Consider the following 25937-nt stretch of genomic DNA (forward strand, 5'->3'; position numbering starts at 1 on the left):
CACCCTCATTCTCCCTGCACGCGGGGATCGATCGCCGCATAGAGGAGGTCGACCAGGAAGTTGATGACGACGAAGCCCGAGGTCACCAAGAGGATCGCCGCCTGGATCAGGGGATAGTTGCGCTCGGCGATGGCGCCGATGATGAGGCGGCCCAAGCCCGGCAGAGCAAAGACCTGCTCGACCACGATGGTGCCGCCGAAGAGATAGCCGGCGATGATGCCGACCGCGGTCACGAACGGGATGAGGGCGTTGCGCAAGGCGTGGCGGAAGACCACGCCCGCCTCGCTGACACCCTTGCCGCGAGCGGTGCGCACATAGTCCTGGCCGAGGGCATCCAGCATGGCCGTGCGCAAGATCCGGCTCAAGGCCGCGAGGATCGGCAGCGAGAGGGCAATGGTCGGCAGCAGCAGCCGTGACAGATTGCCCACGGGGTCGTCGCGGAAGGGGACATAGCCCACCGCCTGGAAGTTTGGAGCCAGATTGTAGAAGACGTAGATGAGGACGATGCCGAGCCAGAACGACGGCACGGTGATGCCGGCGATGGTGACGAGACGGATCGCATAGTCCCCGGCCGAGCGCCGGACATAGGCCATGAGGCAACCCGCCGGGATTGCCAGCACGACGGCCAACGTGAGCGAGGTTGCCATCAGCTCCGCGGTGACGCCGATGCGGGCGATGATCTCCTCGGCGACCGGCGCCCCCGTCCACACGCTGCGGCCGAGATCGCCCTGGAGCACGCCCGCCAGCCAGAGGAAATACTGCTCCAGGATCGGTCGGTCGATGCCGAGCCGGTGATAGAGGGCGGCCAGGCGCTCGGGCGTGATCTCGGTGTTGGCGCCCAGCATGATCTGCACGGCGTCGCCCGGAATGAGCCGGATCATCAGGAAGACGATGATCGAAACCCCGAACAGCACCGTCAGAAGATCGATGAGGCGGGCGAGGATTAATCGACGCATAGCAAGTCACTCGCGCCGGGCGCAGACAAGACCCTCACCCGCCTCGCTAAGCTCGGCACCCTCTCCCGCGGTGCGGGAGAGGGTTGCAGAGTGACGCACTAAGCCCCTCTCCCGCACCGCGGGAGAGGGAGGGGCCCACGCGATCGCGTGGGAGGGTGAGGGCTCTGCAGCGCCTTACTTGTCGAGCGAGGTTTCGCGGAGGTAACGGGTGGAGCGGGTGGCGATCAGCTCGTAGCCTTTGACGTTGCTGCGCACCGCGGTGAACAGCGTGCCATAGGCCACATGCGAGATCGGACCCTGGCAGGCGAGCACCTGCTGCGCCTCGGTGTAGATCTTCTGGCGCTGTGCCTTGTCGGTGGTGCGCCGTCCATCGTCCAAGAGCTTGTCCAAGCCGGCGTTCGAATATTTGAACACGTTGGTCGAACCGCCGGTGCGGAAGGTGCGATTGAGATAGTCGTCGGGATCGACATTGCCGCCATTTGTGGAGGCGAAGGCCTCGAAGGCGGAATTGCGCCAATCCTGGATGAACTTGCCCTGCTCCTGCACGTTGAGGCTGGCCTTGAAGCCGGCCTGGTTGAGCTCGGCCTGCACCACCTGGGCCACGTCCTTGACCACCTGGATCGAGCCCAAGACGTTGATGGTGACCGCGAGCTCGCCGGCGATTCCGGCGTCCTTGAGGAGCGCCTTCGCCTTCGCCGCATCGGGCTTGTAGCAGGAGAACTTGTCGACCGGTGTCGCCCAGTCGGTCAAGGCCGGGGACAACGGGCCGCCCGCGACACCTTGGCCGAAATAGGCCGCCTGCACCACCTTGCCGCGATCGATCGCGACGTTGACCGCTTCGCGCACCTTGGCATTGTCGAAGGGCGGCTTCGAGACGTTGAGGCCGATCAGCGTGTAGGCGAGATCCTGGGCCTGGATCAGCCGCACATTGGCATTGCCCTTGAGCGTGAGCGCGGTCTGGGCATCGAGGGTCGGGATCATGTGATAGGTGCCGCTGGCGATGCCGACCTGCCTGGTGGAAGCCTCGGGCACGATGTTGATCTTGAGCGCCGCCAGCTTCGGCAAGCCCTTCTCCCAGTATTGATCGTGCTTGGCGAGGCGGAGATAGGTGTCGGGGACCCATTCGACCAGCTTGAACGGTCCGGTGCCGACGGCGGTCCGGGCGAGATCGCCATGCGTCGCGGGAAGGATGGCCAGGCCCGAGAGCTGCGCCAGGAACGGGGCCGAAGGCTCAGTGAGCTTGATGACGAAGCCCGATGCGTCCGCAGCACTGGAGGCGATCATGTTGAAGCGGCTGGCGATCGGCGAGCCCGTGGCCTTGTCCAGGACCCGGTCGATCGAGGCGGTCACGTCCTTCGCGGTCATGGTCTGGCCGTCATGGAAAATGACGCCCGCGCGCAGCTTGAAGGTGTAGGTGAGCTGGTCCGGGCTCACCGACCAGGACTCGGCGAGCGAGGGGACGACCCGGAGGTCCTTGTCGATCGCGGTCAGACCCTCATAGAGGTTGCCGTTGACGAGGATGGTCGCAAACGCGGTCGCCACATGCGGGTCGAGCCCGCTGGGCGAGGCATCGGTTGCGATCTCCAAGGTCTGGGCCGAGGCCCCGAGCGGCGCCGCCGCCAATGCAATCGCCAAGACCGCCTTGCGTAAGCTCACCCGCATCCGACTCTCCCTGGTTCTTTCCGCCGGCCCGCTGGATTTCCCATGCTCCGGGCGGCCGATCGCCGGATATCATACCGTTGCCGGCGGGGCGTCAATCGGGCATTGATCAGCCGAGGACGCGCCCAAGGGCGCCCAGGGGAAACGAGATGGCCAACCGCATTCTAACCGCAATCGGGCTCATGAGCGGCACCTCGATGGACGGCATCGACGTCGCCATCATCGAGACCGACGGCGAGCACATCGCCAGCCGCGGCAAATGGGCGACATATCCCTATAAAACCGCGCTCCGGCATGCTCTGGGCGAGGTGGTGGCCGACCCCAAGCGGGCGGAAACCGACCCGCTCAAGACCCTGGAGGCCGAGCTCACCCGCGCCAATGGCGATGCGCTCGAAGCCTTCCTCGCGGCGAACGCGATCCCGGCGCGTAGGGTGGACGTGGTGGGCTATCACGGCCAGACCGTGCTGCACCGCCCGGAGCGGCACTGGACCAGGCAATTGGGCGACGGCGCGGCCTTATCCGAGCGCCTCGGCATTGCGGTCGTCAACGACTTCCGCTCCGCCGACCTCGCCGCCGGCGGCGAAGGGGCACCCCTGGCGCCGCTCTACCACAAAGCGCTCGCCGCCGATCTGCCGCAGCCCCTGGCCGTGCTCAATCTGGGTGGGGTCGGCAACGTGACCTTTCTCGACGGCGAGACGGTGATCGCCTTCGACACCGGCCCCGCCAACGCCATGATCGATGATTGGGCCGAGCGCCACACCGGAACGGCGTGCGACGTCGACGGCAAGCTTGCCGCCGCCGGAACCATCGACGAGGCGGTCCTCGCCCGCCTCATGGCCAATCCTTATTTCGAGCGGAAGCCGCCGAAATCCCTCGACCGCAACGATTTCTCGGCCGAGCCGGTCAAGGGCCTGACGAAAGCGGACGGGGCCGCCACCTTGACCGCCTTCACCGCCGCTTCCGTCACCCGGGCCCGGGCGCTGTTGCCGGCCCCGCCCCGGCGCTTTCTGGTGACCGGCGGGGGCCGGCATAATCCCGTCCTCATGGCGATGCTGCGCCAACGCCTGGGCGTGCCGGTCGAACCGGTGGAGGCTGCCGGCTGGCAGGGCGACGGGCTCGAGGCCCAGGCCTTCGCCTTCCTCGCCGTGCGCTCGCTCTACCATCTGCCCTTGAGCGTTCCCGGCACCACCGGCGTGCCCAAGCCGATCTCCGGCGGTCGCCTGCACCGGCCGAGCAAGAACGCGGCATGAGCCTCGCCGGCGCCCTCGAGTCCGCCTTCGAGCCCGCTTCTGCCGCCGTCGCCGCTGGTTCCATTCCCGGAGCGGTGCTCGGCGTCTTCACCGAGCACGGCAAATCGGCGGTGCGCTGGGCCGGCCACGCCATGCTGACGCCCGAGCGCCAGAGCATGAGCCGCGCCACCATCTTCGACCTCGCCAGCCTGACCAAGGTCATCGTCACCCTGACCGAGATCATGCGCCTGGTGGAGGCCGGCAAGCTCGACCTCGACGATCCCTTGTCGCTGGCGCTCCCCGATCTCCACCAATACGTGCCGGCGGCACCGGTGCGTGGGCTCACCATCCGCCAGTGCCTCACCCACCAGGCCGGGCTCCCCGCGGTCGAGCCGATCTATACCTGGGGCAGCGATGCGGCGACCTTGAAGACCCTGGTGCTGCAGCACGACTGGCCCTTGGGCGAGCACGTCTACTCGGATATCGGCTTCATCCTCCTGGGCCTGGTGATCGAGCGCTTCACCGAGAAGCCGCTCGCCTCCCTCACCCTCTCCAAGGGTCTCACCTTCGCGCCTGATCCGAAGCAGACCGCGGCCACCGAGAACTGCCAGTGGCGCGGCCGGGTGATGCGCGGAGAGGTGCATGACGAGAACGCCTATGCCTTGGGCGGTGTGGCCGGCCATTCCGGGCTCTTCGGCACCATCGACGGCGTGCTCGGCTTTGCCCATGCGCTCACCTCCGGCAAGGTGCTGACGCAGGCAAGCCTGGATGAGATGCTCCGGCCGCAATCGCCGACCAGGGGCCTCGCCTGGCAGCGCCGCCATGCCGGCTGGTCCGGCGGTGGGCTCTGCTCGGCCGCGACCTTGGGCCATACCGGCTTCACCGGCACCGGGCTCTGGATCGATTTCGAGCGCGGCTACGCCTGGGCCTTGTTGACCAACCGGGTGCATCCGAGCCGGCATGTGGAGACCGGCATCCAATCGCTCCGCCGCGCCGTCGGCAACCGCCTGGCGGCGGCGTGGCCGTTCTCGGAGCGTTGAGACGAGTGCCCCCACCCCGACCCTCCCCCATGCGTCAGCGTGAGGGAGGGTCGGGGTGGAGGCATTCGGCCTCAGCCCAACGCCTCCAGCGCCTTGCGTAAATTTCCCTCGGCGCGGGCGAGCGCCGTGTCGGCGGCCTTGGGCGAGAGGCCCTTCAGCACCAGCACGGCGGGCTTCACCCTTCCCTTGCAGCGCTTGAGCGCTTCGCGTGCGTCCGCCTCGGTGGCGCCGGTGATGGTGACGAGCATGCGTTCGGCCCGATGCACGAGCTTGGCGTTGGTCGCGCGCAGATCGACCATGTGGCCGTCATAGACCCGCCCCAAACGGATCATGACGAGGGAAGAATAGAGATTGAGCGCCGCCTTCTGGGCGGTACCCGCCTGCATGCGCGTCGAGCCCGCGATCACTTCCGCTCCGGTCTCGAGCAGCACGGGATAGTCGGCGGTGGTCAGCAGCGGCGTATCCGGGTTGTTGGCAAATCCGATGGTGAGCGCTCCGGCCTTGCGGCTGTGCTCCACGGCCGCCACGGTGAAGGGCGTCGTGCCGCTCGCCGCCAGCGCCAGCACGATGTCGTCGGGTAGGATGGCGAGACGCGTCACCTCCTGGGCCGCGGCGTAGCGATCATCCTCCGCCCCTTCGACGGAGCGCAGAAGCGCCGGTTCGCCACCGGCGAGCATGAAGCCGAGGTGATCCCACAGCCAATCGAAGGTGGGCGTCAGCTCCACACCGTCCTGCACGCCGATCCGACCGGAGGTGCCGGCCCCGGCATAGATGAGCCGCCCGCCTCGCTTGAGCCGCGGCAGGCTCGCCTCGGCGGCGGCTTCGATCGCCGGCAGAGCCCGCTCGACCGCCTGGATGGCGTTGCGTTGGCCCGCGACGAGCGCCGCGAGAATCTCGCGCGGCGGCCGGACGTCCAGCCCGCGACTGATGTCGCTGGTGCTTTCGGTGCTCATCGGCTGGGGTGGTGGCTTCGTCATTCTCGGCTGCATGTTAGTATCGCCGGCGCCATGCCACCACCGTCTCAATCGACCGACACGACGGCGCTCGCTGCATCCCGCGTGTTCACCGGAGAGGCGATGCTGGATGATCATGCGGTCATCGTCGCCGGCGGGCGCATCGAGCGGGTCGTACCGGCGAGCCGCATTCCCCGGGGGGTGAAGCGCCGGGACCTCGGCGGGCTGTTGGCGCCGGGCTTTATCGATGCCCAGGTGAATGGCGGCGGCGGCGTGCTCTTCAACGACGACCCCAGCGTCGCCGCCATCCGCAAGATCGGCGCCGCGCATCGACGCTTCGGCACCACCGGCTTCCTGCCGACCTTGATCACCGACCATCCCGAGACGATGGAGCTGGCGCTGGATGCCGTGCGCCAGGGCCTGGCGGAAAGCGTGCCGGGCCTCCTCGGCGTCCACATCGAAGGCCCGTTCCTCGCGGCCGAGCGCCGCGGCGTCCATGCCCTCGACCGGCTGCGGCAGCCGAGCCTGGCGGATTTGGCTCTGCTGACCCAGGCAAGGGCCGGCACCGTCCTGGTGACGGTGGCACCCGAACGCATGCCGCCGGGCAGCATCGAGCGCCTGGTCGCCGCCGGTGTGCGCGTGGCATCCGGCCACACCGCCGCCAGCTACGAGGAAACCATGGCGGGCCTCGCCCGCGGCATCACCGGCTTCACGCACCTCTTCAATGCGATGTCGCCGATGACCAGCCGCGAGCCGGGGGCGGTCGGCGCGGCACTCGCCGATGCAGAGTCCTGGTGCGGGATCATCCTCGACGGGTTCCACGTGCATCTGGCGTGCCTCCGCGTGGCGCTGGCGGCAAAGCCCCTGGGCAAAGTCTTTCTGGTGACCGACGCCATGCCGCCGGTCGGCACGGATGCCAAGAGCTTCCGCCTCTATGGCGAGACCATCACGGTCATGGGCGGGCGCTGTCTGACCGATTCCGGCGTGCTGGCTGGCTCTGCCCTCGACATGGCAGCGGCACTCCGCAACGCCGTCGCCCTGCTCGGCCTCGGGCTCGATGAAGTCTTGCGCATGGCATCGGCCTATCCCGCGGATTTCCTCGGCATCGCCGATCGCATGGGCCGGCTCAAGCCGGGAATGCGGGCCGATCTCGTGCTCCTCGACGACGGGCTTGCGGTCAAGGAGACCTGGATCGCCGGACGTGCCCCTGTAGATAGCAAGACCGTGGCGGACTAGACTGAGGTCGAGGGAAGGGTCGGGGAGCATGGCCATCTTCGGCCGGGGAGGGATGATGCCGTCGAGGCTCGGAGCTCTCGCCGCTCTCGTGACGGCCCTGCTGACGCTGTCCGGCGCTGTCTTCGCCGGGGATCGCCCGGTCCATGTGCTGACGGTCAGGGGCGCCATCGGCGTCGCCACCGCGCTCTACATCGAGCGCGGCATCCGCCAAGCCGAAGCCGAGGACTCGGCGCTTGCCGTGATCGCCCTCGACACGCCGGGCGGCCTCGTCACCTCGACCCGCGCCATCATTCAGACCATCCTCGAGGCGAAGGTGCCGGTCGCGGTCTATGTCTCGCCCGCGGGCGCGCAGGCGGCCAGCGCCGGCACCTATATCCTCTATGCGAGCCATGTGGCCGCGATGGCCCCCGGCAGCAATATGGGGGCGGCAACCCCGGTCAGCCTCGGCATGCCCGGGCTTCCCGGCAGCACCGAGCCGGAGAAGAAGTCCGATCCCTCCGATCCGAATGCCAGCAAGGACAAGCCGGCCGCCTCCGGCAGCACCATGGAGCGGAAGATCCTCAACGATGCGACCGCCTATATGCGCAGCCTCGCCCAGCTCCGCCATCGCAATGCCGATTGGGCCGAGAAGGCGGTGCGCGAGGCGGCGACCTTGACCGCCGAGGAGGCGAAGAAGGAGCAGGTGATCGAGGTGATCGCCCGCGATCTCGACGACCTCCTGACCCAGATCGACGGCCGCAAGGTGACGGTCGGCAACCGCGAGGTGACGCTCTCAACCAAGGGGGCTTCGATCAAGAGCCTCGATGCGGATTGGCGCGAGAAGCTGATCCAGGTGCTGACCGATCCCAACATCGCCTACATCCTGATGCTGGGCGGCATCTACGGGATCATCTTCGAGTTCTGGAGCCCCGGCTTCGTGCTGCCGGGGATCATCGGCGGCATCTGCTTGCTCCTCGGCCTGACCGCGCTCGCCGTGCTGCCGGTCAACTATGGGGGGCTGGCCTTGATGCTGCTCGGCATCGCTCTCATGGTGGCCGAAGCCTTCACGCCCAATGTGATGGCGCTCGGCATCGGCGGGCTCGTCTCCTTCGTCGCCGGCTCGATCTTCCTCTACGATTCCGCCGGCAACGGCTTCGCCGTCCACGTGTCCTGGCCGCTGATCCTGGGTGCGGCGGCGGCGAGCCTCGTCTTCTTCCTCACCGTGCTCGGCATTGCCATGCGCGCGCGCCGCCGGCGGGTGGTGAGCGGCCGCGAAGAGATGATCGGCAGCCGCGGGACGGTGGTGGCCTGGGAGGGCGGCGAAGGCCGGGTCAAGACCCATGGCGAGGTCTGGCGGGCGCGCGGGGCGGCCACGCTCGATCCCGGCACCGATATCAGGGTCGTCGGCATCGACGGGCTCACCCTCGTGGTCGAGCCGGCAGCGAGCGCCTAATGAATGAACACATCATAGCCGCGCACGCGATCGGCTAGCCAGGCTTCCAGGGAGGAAACCATGTTCTCCGATGTCACCAGCATCGCCGTCCTGGTGCTGCCGATGGCGTTTCTGATGTTCGTGTTCTACTCCTCGCTCAAGATCCTGAGGGAGTATGAGCGCGGCGTCGTCTTCACCCTCGGCCGTTTCTGGGCAGTGAAGGGCCCCGGCCTCATCGTGCTGGTGCCGTTCGCCCAGCAGATGGTCAGGGTCGATCTCAGGACCCGCGTGCTCGACGTGCCCTCGCAAGACGTGATCAGCCGGGACAACATCTCGGTCAAGGTCAACGCCGTCATCTATTTCCGCGTCATCGACCCGGAGAAGGCGATCATTCAAGTCGAGTTTTTCGAGATGGCGACGAGCCAGCTCGCGCAGACCACACTCCGCTCGGTCCTGGGCCAGCACGATCTCGATGAGATGCTGGCGCAGCGCGACAAATTGAACGATCACATCAGGCGGATTCTGGACGAGCAGACCGAGGCCTGGGGCATCAAGGTCTCGAATGTCGAGCTGAAGCACATCGACCTGGCCGAGAACATGATCCGCGCCATCGCCAAGCAGGCCGAGGCGGAGCGCATAAGGCGCGCCAAGGTGATCGACGCCGAAGGCGAGCTGCAGGCGGCGCAAAAGCTCCTGGAGGCCGCCACCATCCTCGCCGGCAAACCCCAGGCGATGCAGCTCCGCTATCTAGCCGCCATGCAGAACATCGCCGGCGAGAAGGCCTCCACCATCATCTTCCCGGTGCCGGTCGACTGGCTCTCCCACATGAAGCCCGGCGGTCCTTCTGGCTGAGAGCTCGCTCCTCACCCGTTCGCTCCGCTCGCGACCTCTCCCCACGGGAGAGGTGACGAAAGGGAATCCCTCTTACCCCCTCTCCCATGGGGAGAGGGACGGGGTGAGGGGCGGGCAAGCCGAAATGCTACAGCAGCGCGCCGCGCGCCGTGATCGGCCAGAGGGCTTCGACGCGGCCTTCGCGCACGCCCACATACCAATCGTAGAAATTGACCGTCGGATCGCAATGGCCGGGCACCAGCATGAGCTTGTCGCCCAATGCCGGCGTGCGGTTGGGGTTCTTGTAGACGAAGCTGCAATGCTCGTCGCCGCCGCGGACATATTCGACATCGTCCTCGCCCCAGAGCCGGGGTGGGCCGGCATCGAGGCTGACCGCCTTGACGCCGGCATCGAAGACCGCGCGGTTCGGCTGCGGGCGGCTCATCACCGTTGAATAGACGAAGAGGCTCTGGCGGTAGTCGCTGACGGGATTGTCCTGGGCATCCCGGTTCTTTCCGTAGGCCACATCCATGAACAGGTATGAGCCGACCTGCAGCTCGTTGTAGACGCCGCTCTCGCCTTCCCACTCATAGGTGCCGGTGCCGGCGCCGCCGATATAGGTGCAAGCGAGCTTGCTCGCCGCCAAGGCGGCCTGGGTCGCCTTCGCCTTCTCGATGCCCGCCAGCGCGGCTGCCCGGCGCTCGCCATGATCCTCGATGTGCTGGGCGCGGCCGAAATAGGCCTGCAGGCCTTCGAAGCGCAAGCCCGGCGAGCGGGCGATGCGCTGCGCCAGGTCGACGGCCGGCTGCCCCGGCTCGACGCCGCAGCGATTGCCGCCGGTGTTGATCTCGACCCTGACGCCGAGCTCGGTCTTGTATTTGACCGCAGCCGCACTGGCGGCGGCGATCTGGTCGGGATGGTCGACGCAAAGCGACATCCTGGCCTGGCGCGCCAGTGCCGCCAGATGCTCGAGCTTGCGGGTGCCGACGATTTCGTTCGAGACATAGACGTCGCTGACGCCGCCCATGACCATGGCCTCGGCCTCGCTCACCTTCTGGGTGCAGACGCCGATGGCGCCGCGCGCCACCTGGCGCATGGCGATGACCGCGCATTTGTGCGTCTTGGCATGCGGGCGCAGAAAGATCCCGGCGCGCTCGCCGAAGGCAGCCATGGCCTCGAGATTGGCTTCGAACACCTCGAGATCGACGATGAGCGCCGGCGTATCGACATGCTCGAGCGGCATGCCGATCTCGGCAGGAGGACGGGTGACCAAGTTACGGCTCCTAGGATCTCGATCAGAACGGGGCCCCGATGGCGACGTCGTCGAGCGGCCAGATGGGGCGGCGGATGCGAGTATAGGGGATTTTGCGGGCGTCGCTCGGATAAGGCCCGCCGGAATCGACGTAGAGGATCTCCGCCGCGATCCGGGCGAAGGCATCGTAGAAATGGTTCGACGACTTGACCACCACGATCTTCTTGGTCTTGGGCTCGATGCCGAGATTGGTGAAGAGCGAGGGATCGAAGGTCTGCGCCCGATTCGTCTTCAAGACCACCTCGATGCCGGCCACCCGGATCGCCGCCGCATCGCCCAAGGGCACGATGCTGCCGCGGAAGGTCTGGTGCGCATTGGGCACGATTTTGGTCACCAGCACCTCGGCATCGATCGGCTCTCCGGTGCCGGCCTGCGCCTTGGAGCCGAAGCGAAGCTGAAGCCTGGCCCCCGCGCCGGCGGCCATGCAGAAGCGGGTGGCGACCGGGTCCCAGATGGCACCCAGCGCGGCATTGCCGATGCCGCGCTCCAGCAAGCGGCGGAGGACCACCGTCGAGTCGCCGGCGACACCGCCGCCGGGACTATCCCAGCGATCGGCCAGCACCACCGGCCCCTGTGCATGCGCGAGCGCGCGGTCGATGGCGACGTCGGGTTTGAGATGCTCGGGCCAGCCCAATTCCCGCATCTCGATGAGCTCGCGGCCGAGCGATTCCGCAAGCCGCGCGCCCGCCTCTTTGCGATCGTCCGTCACCACGATCACCTTGGTGCCGACCTCGGCCACGTCGGCGGCGGTGAAGCCATGGCCGATGGAGATCGACAGCACGCCGTCCTTGCCCTCGAGCCGCATGAGGCGATCGACGAAGCTGCGGCCGGGCTCGCGGCTGGTCATGTAGCCGCCGATGATGCGGCAGTCATAGACCGACATGACCGGCTTGATTGTGCCCTTGGCGGCGCGGAGGCAGAGATCGACCAGCTCGGCGGCGCGCAGGGCGAAGTCGATATGGGGAAACTCCTTGAAGGCTATGAGCACGTCCGCACCCTCGGTCATCGCATGGGTGATGTGGCAATGCATGTCGAGCTCGGCACCGATGATCGCCTCGGGGCCAACGAGATGGCGCACGCGCTGAATGAGATCGCCTTCGCAGTCGTCATAGCCATGGGCGACCATGGCGCCATGCAGGCCCAGAAACACGCCGTCGACCGGCAGTGCGGCCTCGAGCTGGCCTAGGATCTCGTCGCGAAGCTGCTCGTAGACCTCACGGTTGACGGTGCCGGCGGGATCGGCCCAGGTCGCGGTCCCTTCGACGAGCGTCCAACCCTCTTCCCTTGCGCGCCCGCGCGCCGCCACCAAGGGTGCGGTGCACAAGGTCGGCGTATCCGGGTGCGTTCCCGGCGGCGCGTAGAGGCCCTCCTTGAAGGCCTCGAGATCGGTCGGGATCGGTGAGAAGGTGTTGGTCTCGGTGGCGAGTGCCGCAGCGAAGAACTTCATGGGTCAAGCTTATCGCTTCTCGATGTTCCACAGCACGAGGGCCGGCGAGGCGATGAGCCCGACGACGTTGCTGCGATAGGCGGTCGGCATGGTGTATTGGCCGACCACGACATAGGAGCCGATCTCGATCAAGCGAAGCTGCAGCCGCTCCACGATGTCGCGACGCTTCTTCTCGTCGGCCTCGAACGGCCAAGCCAGGCGCAGGCGCTCAGCCTCGCTGTCGCAGGGCCAGCCGAACCAGGCTTTCTCGCAGCCGGCGCCGACGGGATTGTTGGCGAGCGGGCTCGCCGCCGAGACGCCGTCGGTGCGGGTATGGAAGATGCTCCAGCCGCCGGAGCTGACCGGATTCTTCGATGCGCGCCTGGTGGTCAAGGTCGCCCAGTCCATCGCTTCCAGGCGCACGTTGACGCCGATCTTCCTGAGATTTTCCGCCGTCACCAGCGCCGCCGGACCGCTCGGGTGGTCGGTCGGATAGAGCACCACCACCGGCTCGCCCTTGTAGCCCGCCTCTTCGAAGAGCTGCTTCGCCTTGGCAAGATCCGGCTTGTCGAAGATCTCCGCACCGGCGGAGGTGGCCGTCGGCGTACCGCACATGAAGAGCGAGTCGCAGCTCCGCCAATATTCCGGGCTGCCGGCCATGACCCGCATGTATTCGCTCTGCTGGACGAGGTAATAGAGTGCCTGCCGCGCCTTCGGATTGTCGAAAGGCGGCTGCAGATGGTTCGGGCGCAGCACCACCTGCATGCCCAAGGGGTCGGCAACCGCGATCTTGACGTTGGCGTTGCCCTGGAACAGCGGCAGCAGATCCGGGGTCGGCGCCTCGATCATGTCGACCTCGCCCGAATTGAGCGCGGCGACCGCGGTTGCCGGATCGGGAAGGTAGACCCACTCGACCCGCTCCAGCTTCACCAGCTTGGCGCCGGCGGTGAGCACCGTCGGTTCGGCGCGGGGTGCATAGTCCTTGAACCGCGTATAGACGGCGAGATTGCCCGGCCGCCACTCCGGCCGCTCGAAGCGATACGGTCCCGAGCCCGTGGTGTCGTCGATCTGCTGGAAGGCATCGGTCCTCGCCACCCGCTCGGGCATGATGAAGGCGGGAGCGCCGATGCGCCCCAGCGAGCTTTCGACGAAGCCATAGGGCTGCTTCAGTTTCACCGTGAGCGTGCGCACGTCGATCGCCTTGATCTCGGCCAAGACCGAGGCGAGCGCCTGCCCCTCCGCGTCCCGCTTCATCCAGCGGCTGACCGAGGCCGCCGCATCGGCGGCAGTCACGCTCACGCCATCGTGAAACTTGAGGCCGGATCTCAGGGTAAGGGTGTAGGTCAGACCGTCGGCGCTGACCGTCTCCTCGCCGACCATTTGCGGGCGCGGAGCGAAGCCCTCGTCCACGCCGAACAGCGCGTCGTAGACCATATAGGCGTGGTTGCGGGTGATGATCGCCGTGGTCCAAACCGGATCGATGTTGCGGAGATCGGCATGGGGTACCAGCTTCAAGGTCTTGGAGGTCGCGCCCGCCGGCGTCTGCGCCAAGGCCGGCAGCGAGATCAGCGAGAGCGCCGAGAGCGCAATGAGGCAAGGCTTCCAGGCCATGGTGGGGGCTCCTTCGACCGATCCTCGGGGGCGCGGACGAAGTGTCGCACTCGGGATCGGCTCGGGCAACGGGGGCGCCGTTGTCTAGGAAGCCCCCCTATGCCTATGATCCATCCGCGTACCCACTTCGCCAGAAGTCCGGAGTGGGTACAACTCTGATGGTGCCCATCCGAGCGAACGAGGCGATGCCGGCATCGGCCGGCGTCCATGGGAGAGAAACGATGCGCGTGCGCAACTTCTTCACTGGCCGGTCCCCCGTCTATGCCGAGGGCGGCGTCGCCGCCACCGCGCATCCCCAGGCGAGCCTGATCGCGCTCGACGTGCTGCGCTCGGGCGGCAATGCCGTCGATGCGGCGATCGCCGCCATCGCGGCACTCTGCGTCATCGAGCCGGCCTCGACCGGGATCGGCGGCGATTGCTTCGTCCTCTACTCGCCGAAAGCCGGCTTGCCGATCGGCCTCAACGGCTCGGGCCGCGCGCCGGCCAAAGCCACCCTGGAGTGGTACCAGAAGCAGGGCATCAAGCAGATCGCGGTGCAGACACCCCATGCGGTAACCGTGCCCGGCGCCATCGATGCCTGGGCGCGGCTCCACGCCGATCATGGCACCAAGCCCTGGGCCGAGCTGTTGCAGCCGGCGATCAAGGCGGCCGCGGAGGGCTTCATCGTCACCCCCAAGGTCGGCTACGACTGGATCAAGCTCACGCCCAAGCTCGCCGCCGACAAGCATGCGGCAAAGCGTATGCTGAACGGCGGCGTGGCACCCAAGATCGGCTCCAAGCACCGCCAGCCGGAGCTGGCCGAGACCTTGAAGCTGGTGGCCAAGCACGGCCGCGACGGCTTCTACCGGGGTGTGGTCGCCAAGGACATCGTCGATCGGTTGAACGAGCTGGGCGGGCTGCACAGCCTCGATGACCTGGCCCTGAACCATCCGGACTATGTCGAGCCGATCCACACCAACTATCGCGGCTACGACGTCTATGAGATTCCGCCCAATGGCCAGGGCATCACCGCGCTCATCATGCTGAACGCGCTCCAGGGCTACGAATACGGCTCGGCCCGCTATTCCGAGGCCGATCGCATCCATCTCCTGTCCGAGGTCGCCAAGGCCGCCTATCTGCGCCGCGACACCCTCATCGGCGACCCGGACTTCGTCGAGGTGCCGGTCGAGCGGTTGCTGTCGAGCCAGGAGGCGGGCTCGATCCGCAAGGGCATTCGCCTGGACCGGGCCGGCGATCCGGCGGCGCTCGAAGCCGTCGAACATGCCGACACCACCTATCTCTGCGTCGTCGACAAGGACCGCAACGCCGTCTCCTTCATCAACTCGCTCTTTGCCGGCTTCGGCTCGGGCATCTTGGCGCCGAAGAGCGGCGTCATGCTGCAGAACCGCGGCTGCGGCTTCCGCCTCGAGGAAGGCCACCCGGCCGCGATCGCGCCCAGGAAGCGTCCCTTCCACACCATCATTCCGGGCATGCTGGTGAAGGACGGCCGCGCGGTCATGCCCTTCGGCGTGATGGGCGGGCATTATCAGCCGACCGGCCACACCACGCTTTTGACCAACATGATCGACCACGACATGGATCCGCAATCGGCGCTGGCGGCTCCCAGGAGCTTCGCCTATGAGGGCGAGCTTCGGCTCGAGCAGCCGATCAGCGAGCCCGTCGCCCAGGATCTGGCCAAGCGCGGCCATGACGTCAGGCGGCTGGAGGATCCCGTGGGCGGCGGCCAGGCGATCTGGATCGACCATCAGGCCGGCACGCTCTGCGCCGGCTCCGAGCCGCGCAAAGACGGCTGCGCCATGGGGTATTAGACGCCGCCAGGCAATGGCGCTTGTTCTTCCCCCCACCCTAACCCGCCCCCGCAAGGGGGGCGGGGGGTGGCCGCACGCATGAGAATCCTCGCCGTGCGCGACATCGTCGTGCCGATCCGCTCCGCCATCCGCAACGCCTATATCGATTTCAGCCAGATGACGGCGAGCGTGGTGGCGGTGGTGACCGACCAGACGCGCGACGGCAAGCCGGTCGTCGGCTTCGGCTTCAACTCCAATGGCCGTTACGCGGTGAGCGGGCTCCTGCGCGAGCGTTTCATCCCGCGCCTCATGGCCGCCAAGCCCGACACGCTTCTCGATGCCAACGGGCTCATCGATCCGGTGAAGACGTGGGATCGGATGATGGCGAACGAGAAGCCCGGCGGCCATGGCGAGCGCTCGGTCGCGGTCGGCGTCCTCGACATGGCGCTCTGGGATGCCGTGGCCAAGGCCGCCGGCCTACCGCTGTGGCGGCTCTTGGCCGAGCGCTATCGCGGCGGCAAGGCGGATGCGACCGCCTGGGTCTATGCCGCCGGCGGCTACTATTATCCGGGCAAGGGCACGGACGAGCTGGTGCGCGAGATGAAGAGCTATCTCGAGCGCGGCTACAGCACGGTCAAGATCAAGATCGGCGGCGCCGATTTGGACGAGGACCGGCGGCGCATCGAAGCCGTCATCAAGCTCGTTGGTTCCGGCGACAAGCTCTGCGTCGATGCCAATGGCCGCTTCGAGCTGGACGAGGCCATCCGCTATGCCGACGCTCTCGCCCCATATGGGCTCCGCTGGTACGAGGAGCCGGTCGATCCCTTGGACTATCTGCTGCACGCGACCTTGGCCACCCGCTATCTAGGCCCGCTCGCCACCGGCGAAAACCTGTTCTCCCATCAAGATGCCCGCAACCTTCTCCGCCATGGCGGGCTCAGGCCGGACCGCGACATGCTGCAATTCGATCCCGCCCTCTCCTACGGTCTCGTCGAGTATCTCCGCACGCTCGACGTGCTGGAGGCGAATGGCTGGTCGCCAAGGCGCTGCGTGCCCCATGGCGGCCACCAATTCGCCCTCAACATCGCCGTCGGCTTGGGGCTCGGCGGCAATGAATCCTATCCCGACGTGTTCGCCCCCTTCGGCGGCTTCGCCGACGGCTACGCGGTCGAGGACAGCCGCGTCCGCCTGCCCGATGCGCCCGGGGTCGGTTTCGAGCTCAAGGCCGATCTTTGGGCGGTGATGCGGAAGCTGGCGGAGGGGTGAGCATCAGGGCGTCCCCGCGCCTTGCTCACCGAAGGCTCGCCGGCAAAGACCTTGACGATGCCCTGGTTGGGTAATACTTAGTATTAGCCGGAGGCTGCATGCGCACCACGAAGATCGTCTCTCTATCGCTTCCGCCGGACATGCTCCGTGAAGCCGAGCTCGTCGCCAAGCAAGAAGGGCGGACGAAGAGCGAGCTGTTCCGCGAGGCCTTCCGCCGCTATGTCGAGGAACGAAGGTGGCGCGGACTGCAACACTATGGCGCAAGTCGGGCACGCAAGGCTGGACTGACCGAAGCCGGCGTGGAGCGCACCGTACGGGATTTCCGTCGCGGCCGTTGACGTGCTTCGGATCGTCGCCGACACCAATGTGTATATCTCCGCCCTAAACTTCGCCGGCACCGCCGATGAGGTGCTGGCGCTGGGTCGCACGAGTGTCATCGAGATCTTCATCTCGCGAGCCATCCTGGAGGAGATCGAAGGCGTTCTGCGGCGCAAATTCCGTTGGACAGGCTCGCGCTCCCGCGAAGCGATACAGGCCATCGGCGATTTCGCGGTGATCATCGAGCCAGTCGAGGTTATTGATATCTTGACCGAGGACGAACCTGACAATCGGATCCTCGAATGCGCTCATGCGGCTGGGGCAGCGTTGATCGTAACGGGTGATCGCCATCTCCTCAGGCTTGGATGTTTCCGTGACATTCGGATCACGAGCCTGCGCCAGTTCCTGGACGTCGAAATGAAGTTGCGTCGAACCTGAATCGCCGACGTGTTCACCCTATTCGGCGGCTTCGCCGACTGCTACGCCGTCGAGGACAGCCGCGTCAGCCTGCCCGGTGCGCCCGGCATCCGCTTCGAGCTCAAGGCCGATCTCTGGACAGTGATGAGGAAGCTAGCGTCCTAGAGCCAAGCCACCTTGCCGGTGGCTACGTCGTAGTAGGCCGCGACCACCTTCAGCTGCTTCTTCTTGATGAGCTCGGCCAGCACCGGCGAGGACTCCCGCAGCAGCCGTGCCTGGATCTTGGCATTCGCCTTGCTCACCGCCTCGAGATCGGTGCCGGCCTGATCCACCGCCGGCCGGATGTAGCGGTAGAGCACGCTGATCTGTCCAGGGACGGGCTTTCCCGAGATGGTCGCCTTCACCGCGCCGCAGCTGCTGTGGCCCATGACCACGATCGCCTTGCTACCGAGCACGGCGGCGCCGTATTCCAGGCTGGCGATCAGCTCTGCGGTCGCGATGTTGCCGGCGACGCGGGCAACGAAGAGGCGGCCGATGGTTTGGTCGAAAACGAGCTCGACCGGCACCCGGGAATCGGCGCAGGAGAGCACCGAAGCGAAAGGCGCCTGACCCTCGACGCTCATCTGCTTCAGCAGGGCGAGATCCTCCTCGAACGAGGTCAAGCGATGCTCGGCGAAGCGCTGATTGCCGTCCATCAATTGTTGAAGTGCTGCATCGGGGCTGATGTTGTTCTGCGCCTGCGCGGCACGCGGGAAAAGGCCAATTCCTACGCCGGCGAGTGCGCCCGCCGCGGCACCCGCCAAGCTCGTCCGCAGGAAGTGGCGCCGCGACGGATGGCAATCGGACGCCTGGCGACCGGCAATGACGGCCGCTGCTTCACAGCGCCGATGCGCCCCGCCGGGATGGCACCGGCAGGTATTTGGCGGAAACGCGTCGAAGCTATGTGAAGCAAGCATGTCGGCATGCCTCCTTACAAAATCAGCACAGCGGACGCGATTATAGCGATTGCCGTCCTGGTCGGTAGCATCCAATTTCGGCGCCGGCTCACCTGATCCCGGCGCGCATGAAGCTCTGCACGAATTGCCGCTGGAACAACAGGAAGGCGATGAGCAGCGGTGCCGCGGTGAGCAGCGTGGCTGCGGTGATGATCGACCAGTCGATGCCCTGGTCGACCATGGCGAAGACCGAGAGCCCGACGGTGACCGGCCTGGTGGTGACCGAATTGGTGATGATCAGCGGCCAGAGGAAGTTGTTCCAATGGTAGCTGACCGACACCAAGCCATAGGCGATGTAGACCGGCTTCGCCAAGGGCACATAGACGCGCCATAGGAGCCCGAGGAACGAAGCACCTTCCACCCTTGCCGCTTCGTCCAGCTCCGTCGGCACGGTCTTGAAGGTCTGGCGCAAGAGGAAGATGCCGAAGGCCGACGCCATATAGGGAAGCCCGATGGCGAGCACGGTGTCGACCAGGCCAAGCCAGCGCATGGTGCGGTAGTTCTCGACGATGAGCACGTCCGGCATGATCATGAGCTGCACCAGGACCAGCGCGAACATCACCTCACGGCCGAAGAAGGCGAAGCGGGCGAAGGCATAGGCCGCCAAGGTGCAGAGCACCAGCTGGCCCGCGAGCACGCTGGTCACCAATAGGAAGCTATTGAGGAAGTAGCGCGCGAAGGGTGCCGCCTCCCAGGCGTTGGCGAAATTCTCCAAGGTGAGCGGTGCTGAGAGATCGAAATGGGCGGCGTACTGCCCGGGGTGGAAGGCGGTCCACACGGCATAGACCAGCGGCAATGCCCAGATGAGCGCCAAGAGCCAGGCGCCCAGCGTCTCGAACGCGTGGGCGAGACCGCGCTCCTGAACGATGCCGGTCATCGGTAGTGCACGCGGCGATCGAGGGTGAAGAATTGGCCCAGCGCCAGAACCGCGAGGATGGCGAGCAGCACCACGGTCAGGGCGGCGCCGTAGCCGGTGTCGAGATAGCGGAAGGCGACCTGGTAGATATAGAAGAGCAGGAGCGAGGTCGCGTTGTCGGGGCCGCCCCTCGTCATCACCACGACATGGTCGACCAGGCGGAAGGAGTTGATGACGGCATTAACCAGCACGAACAAGGTCGTCGGCATCAGCAGGGGAAAGGTGACGCGGCGGAAGATGGTGACGCGGTCCGCACCTTCCAGCGCCGCCGCCTCGATGAGGTTGGGCGGGATCTGCTGGAGGGCGGCCAGGTAGAAGATCATGAAGAAGCCCGCTTCCTTCCACACCGTCACCGCCATGAGCGCGCCCAACGCGGTCGAGCGGGTGCCCAGCCAATTGTGCGCCGTGCCGGTCAGCGGCTTCAGGAACTGGTCGAGGAGGCCGTAGTCCGGCGTGTAGAAGAACAGCCAGATATTGGCGACCGCGATCATCGGCAGCACGGTCGGCGTGAAGTAGGACATGCGCAAGGCGCCGCGGCCGGCGATCTTGCCATTGACCCAAAGCGCCATCAGGAGGGCCAAGGCGATCGAGGCCGGGATGGTGCCGAGCGCGAAGATGATGTTGTTGTGGAAGGACTGCCAGAAGATCGGGTCTTCCAGCATATCGGCAAAGTGATCGAGCCCGACGTAGCGCTCCGGCCGATTGCCCCTTGGTGTGGAGTAAAGGCTGTGCACCAAGGTGGCGATCGCCGGATAGTGGGTGAAAGCAGCGAGCAGCACCGCCGCCGGCAAAAGCAACAGCCAGCCATAGATGTGAACGCTGGCGCGGTGCATCATGCGGTCCCGGCTGCCGATACAAACGCCGCCGATGCAAACGCGATTGCCGCAAATGCCCCTCTCCCGCCGCAGGTGGGAGAGGGAGGGGCCCATTGCGCAGCAATGGGAGGGTGAGGGTTGGTGGCTTCGCCACCACGCGCTGAAGCCGCGCGTCCCTCACCCCAACCCTCTCCCGTGACACGGGCGAGGGGGTAGGACCCAATGGTCGTCGGATCCGCCAATGCGTTCAGCGGAACGCCTTCAGGATGCGCTCGGCGTCGCGTTGGGCATCCTTCATGGCTTGCTCGGCGGTCTTGGTGCCGGTCAAGGCCGCCTGCAGATTGTCGCTGAAGAGCTGCATGACCCGCTGATTGTCGTGGGTCGCGAACTCGGCAACGGCATATTGCAGCTGATCGCGGGCGACCGCGGCGGGCGGGAAGCTCGCCACATAGGCCTTCAAGGCCGGCGTGTCCCAGGCCTCCGGCCTGACCGCGACATAGCCCGTGTCGATGCCCCATTGCGCCGCGCGCTCCGGCTGCGTCACCCATTTGATGAAGGTGAGTGCCGCTGCCTGCTGCGCCGGCGTCGACTTCTTGAAGACGTAGAAATTGCCGCCGCCGGTGGGCGAGCCCCGACGCTTCTCGGCCGGCAGCATGCCGACGCCGAAGGGGAAGGAGGCGTTGGTCTTGACGTTTGTCAGATTGCCGGTGGTGGTCCAGATGATCGCCGTCTTGCGCTCGAAGAAATCCTTGGGCGTGGTGCCCCATTCGACGATGCCCGGCGGATGCACCTTGTGCTTCTGCACCAGATCCATCCAGTACTGAAGCGCCCCGATCACCTCCGGCTTGTCGAAATAGGTCTCGGTGCCGGCCGGATTCGCGAGCACGCCGTTGTTCTCGCTGGCAAGCCCTTGGAACAGCCAATAGGTGAAGCCCGATGAGGGGATCTCTAGCCCCCATTGCGTGACGTTGCCGGCGGCATCGCGCTTGGTGAGCTTGGCCGCGTAGTCGGCCAATTCCGCCCAGGTTGCGGGCGCCTTCTCCGGATCGAGGCCGGCGGCCTTGAAGGCGTCCTTGTTCCAGTACATGACGATGGTCGAGCGCTGGAACGGGATGCCCCAGGTCTTGCCGCCGGTCTGGCTGTTCGCCATGAAAGCCGGAAAGAAGCCGTTGATCCACGCCTTGTCCTCGGCCGACTTGGCGATGTCGTCGAACGGCACGATCGCGTCCTCGTCGATGAGGGTGAACATGTCGGTCGAGAGAATGACCGAGAGCTGCGGCGCGTCCCCGCCCTTGATCGCGGTCAAGACCTTGGTGATGGTGTCGGCATAGCTGCCGGAATAGATCGGCTTCACCTTGATGTCGGGATTCGCCTTCTCGAAATCGGCGGCGAGCGCATCGATCAGCTTGGTGATCGGGCCGCCGATCGACACGGGGTAGTAGAACTGCAGCTCGGTCACGGCCTTCGCCGGCAGCGGCGTCAACGCCAGCGCGGCCATGAGCATGGCCTGGCCGAGCGCGTGTTTGAGAAGTCGGCTCATTCAATCCTCTCCTTCTGGTTTCCTCGGGGATCACTCGGCGGCGTAGACCGGCTCCGGCGAGGCCAGCGCCGCGTCCTGGCGGCGGCCGCTGGCACGCTCGAAGACATGCATGGCGGCGGCGGGCCAATCGAGCGAGATCGGTTGTCCCGGATGCAGCACCATCGCGCCCGGCGCCCGGATCAGCAGCCGCTCCTCGCCGACTTCGGCGGTCACGATGGAATCGGCGCCGAGATATTCGATCGCAGCGACGCGGGCCGGCAAGCCTATGTCTCCAGCGATGGCGATGTCCTCCGGCCGCAGGCCCAGGGCCAGGCCCTCGCCCTGTCCGGCGAAGAGGCAGGGGCCCGCGCTGCCGCGGATGACCGCCCCGCCGTCGCCATCGGCGAGCGCCACGATGTTCATCGGCGGGGTGCCGATGAAGCGGGCGACGAAGATCGACTCCGGCCTGGTGTAAAGCTCGGCCGGCACGGCATTCTGCTCGATCCGACCCTCGCGCATGAGGATCACCCGATCGGCCATGCTCATCGCCTCGGTCTGATCGTGGGTCACGTAGACCATGGTCATGCCGAGCTTCTGCTGGAGCTGGCGGATCTCGCGGCGCATCTCGCCGCGGAGCTGCGCGTCGAGGTTCGACAGCGGCTCGTCCATGAGGCAGACCGGCGCCTCGGCGATGATCGCCCGGCCGAGGGCGACCCGCTGCTGCTGCCCGCCGGAGATCTCCGAGGGCCGGCGCAGGAGGAGCGAGGAAAGCCCGAGCAGCTCGGCCACCCGCGCCAGCCGCCGGTCCGCCTCGGCCCGCGGCACCTTGCGCACGCGCAAGCCGAAGAGGATGTTCTCCGCCACGCTCAAATGCGGGAACAGGGCGTAGGATTGGAACACCATGGCGATTCGCCGCTTGGCCGGCGGCAGCTGGGTCACGTCGAGCCCGCCGATCCGCACGCTGCCGGCGCTCACGCTCTCCAGTCCGGCAATGAGGCGCAGCGTCGTCGACTTGCCGCAGCCCGACGGCCCCAGCAGCACCAGGAGCTGCCCGGTCTCGGCGGTGAAGCTGACGTTATCCACAGCCCTGGACTCGCCCCAGAGCTTGGAGACGCCGCTGAGCGCTACCGTGTGCACAGACCTTGCTGCCCCAAACCATGACCCGGTCGTTGCCGGGGATTTCGTGCCTTCCCGACTAGCAGGATTGCATGACAGCTCCATGATGCGCAAAGCCCACGCTCATAGGAAAACCAGGGCGCCGGCGGGCCGCTTGGCTTGACGCTGGGCTCGTGCGGCTCTTAGCCTGGCTTTCCAAGAGCCTAGACCTTTCTCCCTGTCCGTAGCTCGGACACCCGCAAGCGTTTCCCTTGAGCTCACATTAGGATCCCTCGGCGATGGCGCTCACCCGCGAAAGCATCCGCGAGGGCTATATCCAGCGCATGGTGGCGGAGTCCGGTGCCGCCATCCAGATGCTGAGCGAGGCCGAACTCCGGCAATCGATCGCCGCCACGCTGGCCCGGCGGCCGGAAGCGGGCGATGTCTGGCTGTTCGGCTATGGCTCGCTCATCTGGAATCCGGCGTTCCATTTCGCCGAGCGCCGGGTGGGCACCATCCACGGCTTCCACCGCCGCTTCTGCCTGTGGACCCATCTCGGGCGCGGCACGCCGGAGCGCCCGGGGCTGACGCTCGGTCTCGACCGCGGCGGCGCCTGCCGCGGCGTCTGCTTCCGCGTCGCCGCCGGCGCGGTCGAGAGCGAGCTCGATATCGTCTGGCGGCGCGAGATGGTGAGCGGCGCCTACGCGCCGCGCTGGATCGAGGTGGCAACCGACGCCGGCAGGCTCGCCGCCATCGCCTTCGTCATCAATCACGCGCATCCGCGCTATGCCGGACTCTTGCCGGAAGCAACGGTGATCGAAACCATCGCCGAGGCTGCCGGCCATCTCGGGCCCTGCGCCGACTATCTCTTGAATACGGTGACGCACCTGGATGCCCTCGGCATCGCCGACCGCCCGATGCGGCGCCTGCGCCAGCGCGTCGTCGAGCGCCTGAAGGCCGCCGGCAAGCCTTGGGAATGCAGCGAGCCCGTGCCCATCCCCGAGATGGCACCGAGCCGGCACCAGAGCGATACCGCCAAGAAGAAACCGGGCCGGTCATAGGAGAACAAAGATGGCAGCGACGCGAAAGACCGCAAAGCAGAAGACCCCAAAGCGGATGAAGGCGGGCGCCGGCTCGGCCAAGATCGAGGTCCTGGTGGCGAACAGCGGCGAGGAGGCCGAGGTCTATCGCGTGACGCCTCAGCGCATCGCCGCCGCGGCCAAGGCGTTCCCGGGATTGCTCAAGCATCTTTCGATCACCTATGCCATGGGCCCGGAGGAGCAGGAGCGCTCGTTCGGCCGGGCGGAGGTCCTGCTCGGCAGCAAATTCGAGACCGGCAATCTGGCGGCACGCGCGCCCAAGCTCAAATGGATCCAGTCGACCAGCGCCGGCGTGGAGAAGCTCGCCCCCAAGGTGCCGCCGGGCGTGATCCTCACCAACGCCAGCGGCGTGCATGGGCCCAAGGGCGGCGAATACGGGATGACCGGCATCCTCATGCTGAATCACCGCGTACCCCACTTCGTCACCGCCCAGAAGCAGGCGAAATGGGATCAAGCCTTCGCCACCACGGTGGTCGGCAAGACCGTGATCATCCTCGGTGTCGGCGCCATCGGCTCGGTGGCGGCAGGGCTGGCGAAGAAGTTCGGCATGCGCGTTTTGGGTGTCAGCCGCAACGGGCGGCCGCACAAATCCGTCGAGCGCATGTATCGCCCGAAGGATCTGCCGAAGATCTTGCCGAAAGCCGACTTCGTCGTGGGCGCCTTGCCCTTGACCGGGGAGACTCGCGGCCTTCTTGGACGCAACGAGCTCGACCTCTTGCCGCGCCATGCCGGCATCGTCAATCTCGGCCGCGCCGCGGTGATCGACTATGAGGCGCTCCGCGACAAGCTGGCAAAGGGCGAGCTCTCCGGGGCGGTCTTGGACGTGTTTCCGGAGGAGCCGCTGCCGGCGAGCTCGCCTTTGTGGTCGACGCCGAACCTCATCATCAGCCCTCATTGCGGCGTCGACGACGCCACCACCTATGTCGCCCGCTGCCTCGACATCTTCTTCGGCAATGTCAGGCGCTATGTGGCGGGGCGCAGCCTCAACAACGTCGTCGACCTCGCCTTGGGCTATTAGGCCGATGCATCTGCGCTCGGCATTCTTCGAGGGCGAGGTGGCGGCGGCCGACCGCGCCCGCTTCGATGGGTTCATCGACGGCGAGGTGCTGCCGCTGCTGCAGCGCTTTCCCAAGCTCCTCAAGGTGCGGATCCTCCGCGGCCGCGAGATCGAGGACAACGGGCCGTCGATCTACCAGGTCTTCGAGATGGCCTATGCCAGCCTGGCCGATCTCAAGGCCGCACTCGCCTCCGACGCGCGGCCCGCGGTTCGCGCCAAGCTCCAGGAGATCATGCCGCTGTTCAAGGGCCGCGTGTTCCACATCAATCAGGAGGTGACCGAGCGGCCTGGGCTGTCCGGCGGCGAGCCGCTCGATCTCATGCTGGCCGCCGCCTCGGTCATCGTCGATGTGGCGCTCGCCCGCGCGCGGGAACTGGCGCTGGCGCCCCTGACCGTGGCCGTGCTCGATGCCGGCGGGCATATGAAAGCGATCAAGCGCGAGGACGGCTCCGGCATCATTCGCGAGAACATCGCCATCGGCAAGGCCTGGGGTGCCCTTGGCATGGGCTTTCCGAGCCGTGCCTTGGCCGAGCGCGCGGCCAAGGGCCCGCAATTCTTTGCCGCCCTCCAGGCGATGTCCGGCGGCCGCGTGGTGCCGGCGGCGGGCGGCGTGCTCGTGCGCAATGGCTCGGGCCGCCTCTTGGGCGCCGTCGGGGTCACCGGCGATACCTCGGACAAGGACGAGGAATGCGCCGTCGCCGGCATCCGCGCGGCAGGCCTCACGGCAGAGACCGGCGCCGCCTGACAAGGAAAATCTGCAAAAAGAAGTCCCTCACCCCGGCCCTCTCCCGCGGGGTGTGGACTTTGGGAGGGGGTGGAAACCACCCCCTCCCCAACCCTCCCCGGGCGGGAGAGGGAGGAAGAGGTCGAGCTGTTAGCCCCTCTCCCGGACCCCGCACGGGTGTCCGTGGAATGAGTCGATTGGTCGCAGGCGCATGCCCGGCAAACCCTGCGATTGCCGGGTACCTTCTGGTTGTCGAGACTCAGA

Annotated in this window: 23 protein-coding genes; 12 read left to right on the forward strand and 11 right to left on the reverse strand. The window is 66.7% G+C overall.

Features of this window, described 5'->3' with window-relative positions; all coding sequences use genetic code 11:
- Positions 1-5 precede the first annotated feature (5 nt).
- Both HY058_12460 and HY058_12465 read right to left on the reverse strand, forming a co-directional pair.
- Positions 6-956, reverse strand: coding sequence for an ABC transporter permease (locus tag HY058_12460; protein ID MBI3498109.1), 951 nt, complete (start codon positions 954-956; stop codon positions 6-8).
- 174 nt (positions 957-1130) lie between these two features.
- Complete coding sequence (locus HY058_12465; protein MBI3498110.1) at positions 1131-2618, reverse strand: ABC transporter substrate-binding protein; 1488 nt, start codon at positions 2616-2618, stop codon at positions 1131-1133.
- A gap of 146 nt (positions 2619-2764) precedes the next feature.
- Here HY058_12465 and HY058_12470 point away from each other — a divergent pair, with 146 nt between their 5' ends.
- Together HY058_12470 and HY058_12475 are read left to right on the forward strand one after the other, a co-directional pair.
- Positions 2765-3865 carry an anhydro-N-acetylmuramic acid kinase gene (locus tag HY058_12470; GenBank protein ID MBI3498111.1) on the forward strand — a complete coding sequence of 367 codons (1101 nt, stop codon included), beginning with the start codon at positions 2765-2767 and terminating at the stop codon, positions 3863-3865.
- On the forward strand, positions 3862-4884 hold the full coding sequence (locus HY058_12475) for a serine hydrolase (protein MBI3498112.1): 1023 nt from the start codon (positions 3862-3864) through the stop codon (positions 4882-4884). The genes HY058_12470 and HY058_12475 overlap by 4 nt, the downstream gene beginning before the upstream one ends.
- Positions 4885-4955: 71 nt before the next feature.
- Here HY058_12475 and HY058_12480 read toward each other — a convergent pair whose 3' ends face one another.
- Positions 4956-5837, reverse strand: a complete 882-nt coding sequence (locus HY058_12480; protein MBI3498113.1) for an N-acetylmuramic acid 6-phosphate etherase — start codon at positions 5835-5837, stop codon at positions 4956-4958.
- A gap of 54 nt (positions 5838-5891) precedes the next feature.
- Between HY058_12480 and nagA the strand changes: the two genes are divergently transcribed.
- The 3 genes from nagA to HY058_12495 are packed head-to-tail and all read left to right on the forward strand — an operon-like array spanning position 5892 to position 9336.
- Positions 5892-7073, forward strand: a complete 1182-nt coding sequence (nagA, locus tag HY058_12485; GenBank protein MBI3498114.1) for an N-acetylglucosamine-6-phosphate deacetylase — start codon at positions 5892-5894, stop codon at positions 7071-7073.
- Between the two features lie 55 nt (positions 7074-7128).
- On the forward strand, positions 7129-8505 hold the full coding sequence (locus HY058_12490) for a nodulation protein NfeD (protein ID MBI3498115.1): 1377 nt from the start codon (positions 7129-7131) through the stop codon (positions 8503-8505).
- Between the two features lie 60 nt (positions 8506-8565).
- Complete coding sequence (locus tag HY058_12495) at positions 8566-9336, forward strand: slipin family protein (protein ID MBI3498116.1); 771 nt, start codon at positions 8566-8568, stop codon at positions 9334-9336.
- A gap of 127 nt (positions 9337-9463) precedes the next feature.
- Here HY058_12495 and HY058_12500 read toward each other — a convergent pair whose 3' ends face one another.
- From HY058_12500 to HY058_12510, 3 genes are read right to left on the reverse strand one after another with little or no spacing between them, the layout of a single operon-like run.
- Positions 9464-10558, reverse strand: coding sequence for a DSD1 family PLP-dependent enzyme (locus HY058_12500; GenBank protein ID MBI3498117.1), 1095 nt, complete (start codon positions 10556-10558; stop codon positions 9464-9466).
- Between the two features lie 52 nt (positions 10559-10610).
- Complete coding sequence (locus HY058_12505) at positions 10611-12074, reverse strand: M81 family metallopeptidase (protein MBI3498118.1); 1464 nt, start codon at positions 12072-12074, stop codon at positions 10611-10613.
- Between the two features lie 9 nt (positions 12075-12083).
- A complete protein-coding gene (locus tag HY058_12510) occupies positions 12084-13664 on the reverse strand; it encodes an ABC transporter substrate-binding protein (GenBank protein ID MBI3498119.1) in 1581 nt (526 codons plus the stop codon).
- A gap of 227 nt (positions 13665-13891) precedes the next feature.
- Between HY058_12510 and ggt the strand changes: the two genes are divergently transcribed.
- From ggt to HY058_12530, 4 genes are all read left to right on the forward strand, one after another.
- Positions 13892-15472 (forward strand): gamma-glutamyltransferase, encoded by a 1581-nt coding sequence (gene ggt / locus HY058_12515; protein MBI3498120.1) that lies wholly within the window; start codon positions 13892-13894, stop codon positions 15470-15472.
- Positions 15473-15550: 78 nt separating this feature from the next.
- Positions 15551-16717 (forward strand): mandelate racemase/muconate lactonizing enzyme family protein, encoded by a 1167-nt coding sequence (locus HY058_12520; GenBank protein MBI3498121.1) that lies wholly within the window; start codon positions 15551-15553, stop codon positions 16715-16717.
- A 98-nt stretch (positions 16718-16815) separates the two neighbouring features.
- Positions 16816-17055, forward strand: coding sequence for a ribbon-helix-helix protein, CopG family (locus tag HY058_12525; GenBank protein MBI3498122.1), 240 nt, complete (start codon positions 16816-16818; stop codon positions 17053-17055).
- Position 17056: 1 nt separating this feature from the next.
- A complete protein-coding gene (locus tag HY058_12530; GenBank protein MBI3498123.1) occupies positions 17057-17473 on the forward strand; it encodes a putative toxin-antitoxin system toxin component, PIN family in 417 nt (138 codons plus the stop codon).
- Positions 17474-17613: 140 nt separating this feature from the next.
- Here the strand turns inward: HY058_12530 and HY058_12535 are convergent, their stop codons facing one another.
- From HY058_12535 to HY058_12555, 5 genes are all read right to left on the reverse strand, one after another.
- The gene (locus HY058_12535) at positions 17614-18408 is read right to left on the reverse strand and encodes a carbonic anhydrase (protein MBI3498124.1); all 795 of its coding nucleotides are present in this window, start codon (positions 18406-18408) and stop codon (positions 17614-17616) included.
- Between the two features lie 88 nt (positions 18409-18496).
- The gene (locus tag HY058_12540; protein ID MBI3498125.1) at positions 18497-19324 is read right to left on the reverse strand and encodes a carbohydrate ABC transporter permease; all 828 of its coding nucleotides are present in this window, start codon (positions 19322-19324) and stop codon (positions 18497-18499) included.
- Complete coding sequence (locus HY058_12545; GenBank protein ID MBI3498126.1) at positions 19321-20196, reverse strand: sugar ABC transporter permease; 876 nt, start codon at positions 20194-20196, stop codon at positions 19321-19323. The genes HY058_12540 and HY058_12545 overlap by 4 nt, the downstream gene beginning before the upstream one ends.
- A 229-nt stretch (positions 20197-20425) precedes the next feature.
- Positions 20426-21718, reverse strand: a complete 1293-nt coding sequence (locus HY058_12550) for an ABC transporter substrate-binding protein (protein MBI3498127.1) — start codon at positions 21716-21718, stop codon at positions 20426-20428.
- Positions 21719-21748: 30 nt separating this feature from the next.
- On the reverse strand, positions 21749-22834 hold the full coding sequence (locus tag HY058_12555; GenBank protein MBI3498128.1) for an ABC transporter ATP-binding protein: 1086 nt from the start codon (positions 22832-22834) through the stop codon (positions 21749-21751).
- Positions 22835-23091: 257 nt separating this feature from the next.
- Between HY058_12555 and HY058_12560 the strand changes: the two genes are divergently transcribed.
- The 3 genes from HY058_12560 to HY058_12570 all read left to right on the forward strand — a co-directional run bounded on the left by HY058_12560 (position 23092) and on the right by HY058_12570 (position 25694).
- Positions 23092-23853 (forward strand): gamma-glutamylcyclotransferase, encoded by a 762-nt coding sequence (locus HY058_12560; protein ID MBI3498129.1) that lies wholly within the window; start codon positions 23092-23094, stop codon positions 23851-23853.
- Between the two features lie 10 nt (positions 23854-23863).
- Positions 23864-24910: a D-2-hydroxyacid dehydrogenase gene (locus tag HY058_12565; GenBank protein MBI3498130.1), complete on the forward strand. Its 1047-nt coding sequence runs from the start codon at positions 23864-23866 to the stop codon at positions 24908-24910.
- Between the two features lie 358 nt (positions 24911-25268).
- Complete coding sequence (locus tag HY058_12570; GenBank protein MBI3498131.1) at positions 25269-25694, forward strand: heme-binding protein; 426 nt, start codon at positions 25269-25271, stop codon at positions 25692-25694.
- Positions 25695-25937: the final 243 nt, after the last annotated feature.

Source organism: Pseudomonadota bacterium, from assembly GCA_016195085.1.
Lineage (GTDB): Bacteria > Pseudomonadota > Alphaproteobacteria > SHVZ01 > SHVZ01 > JACQAG01.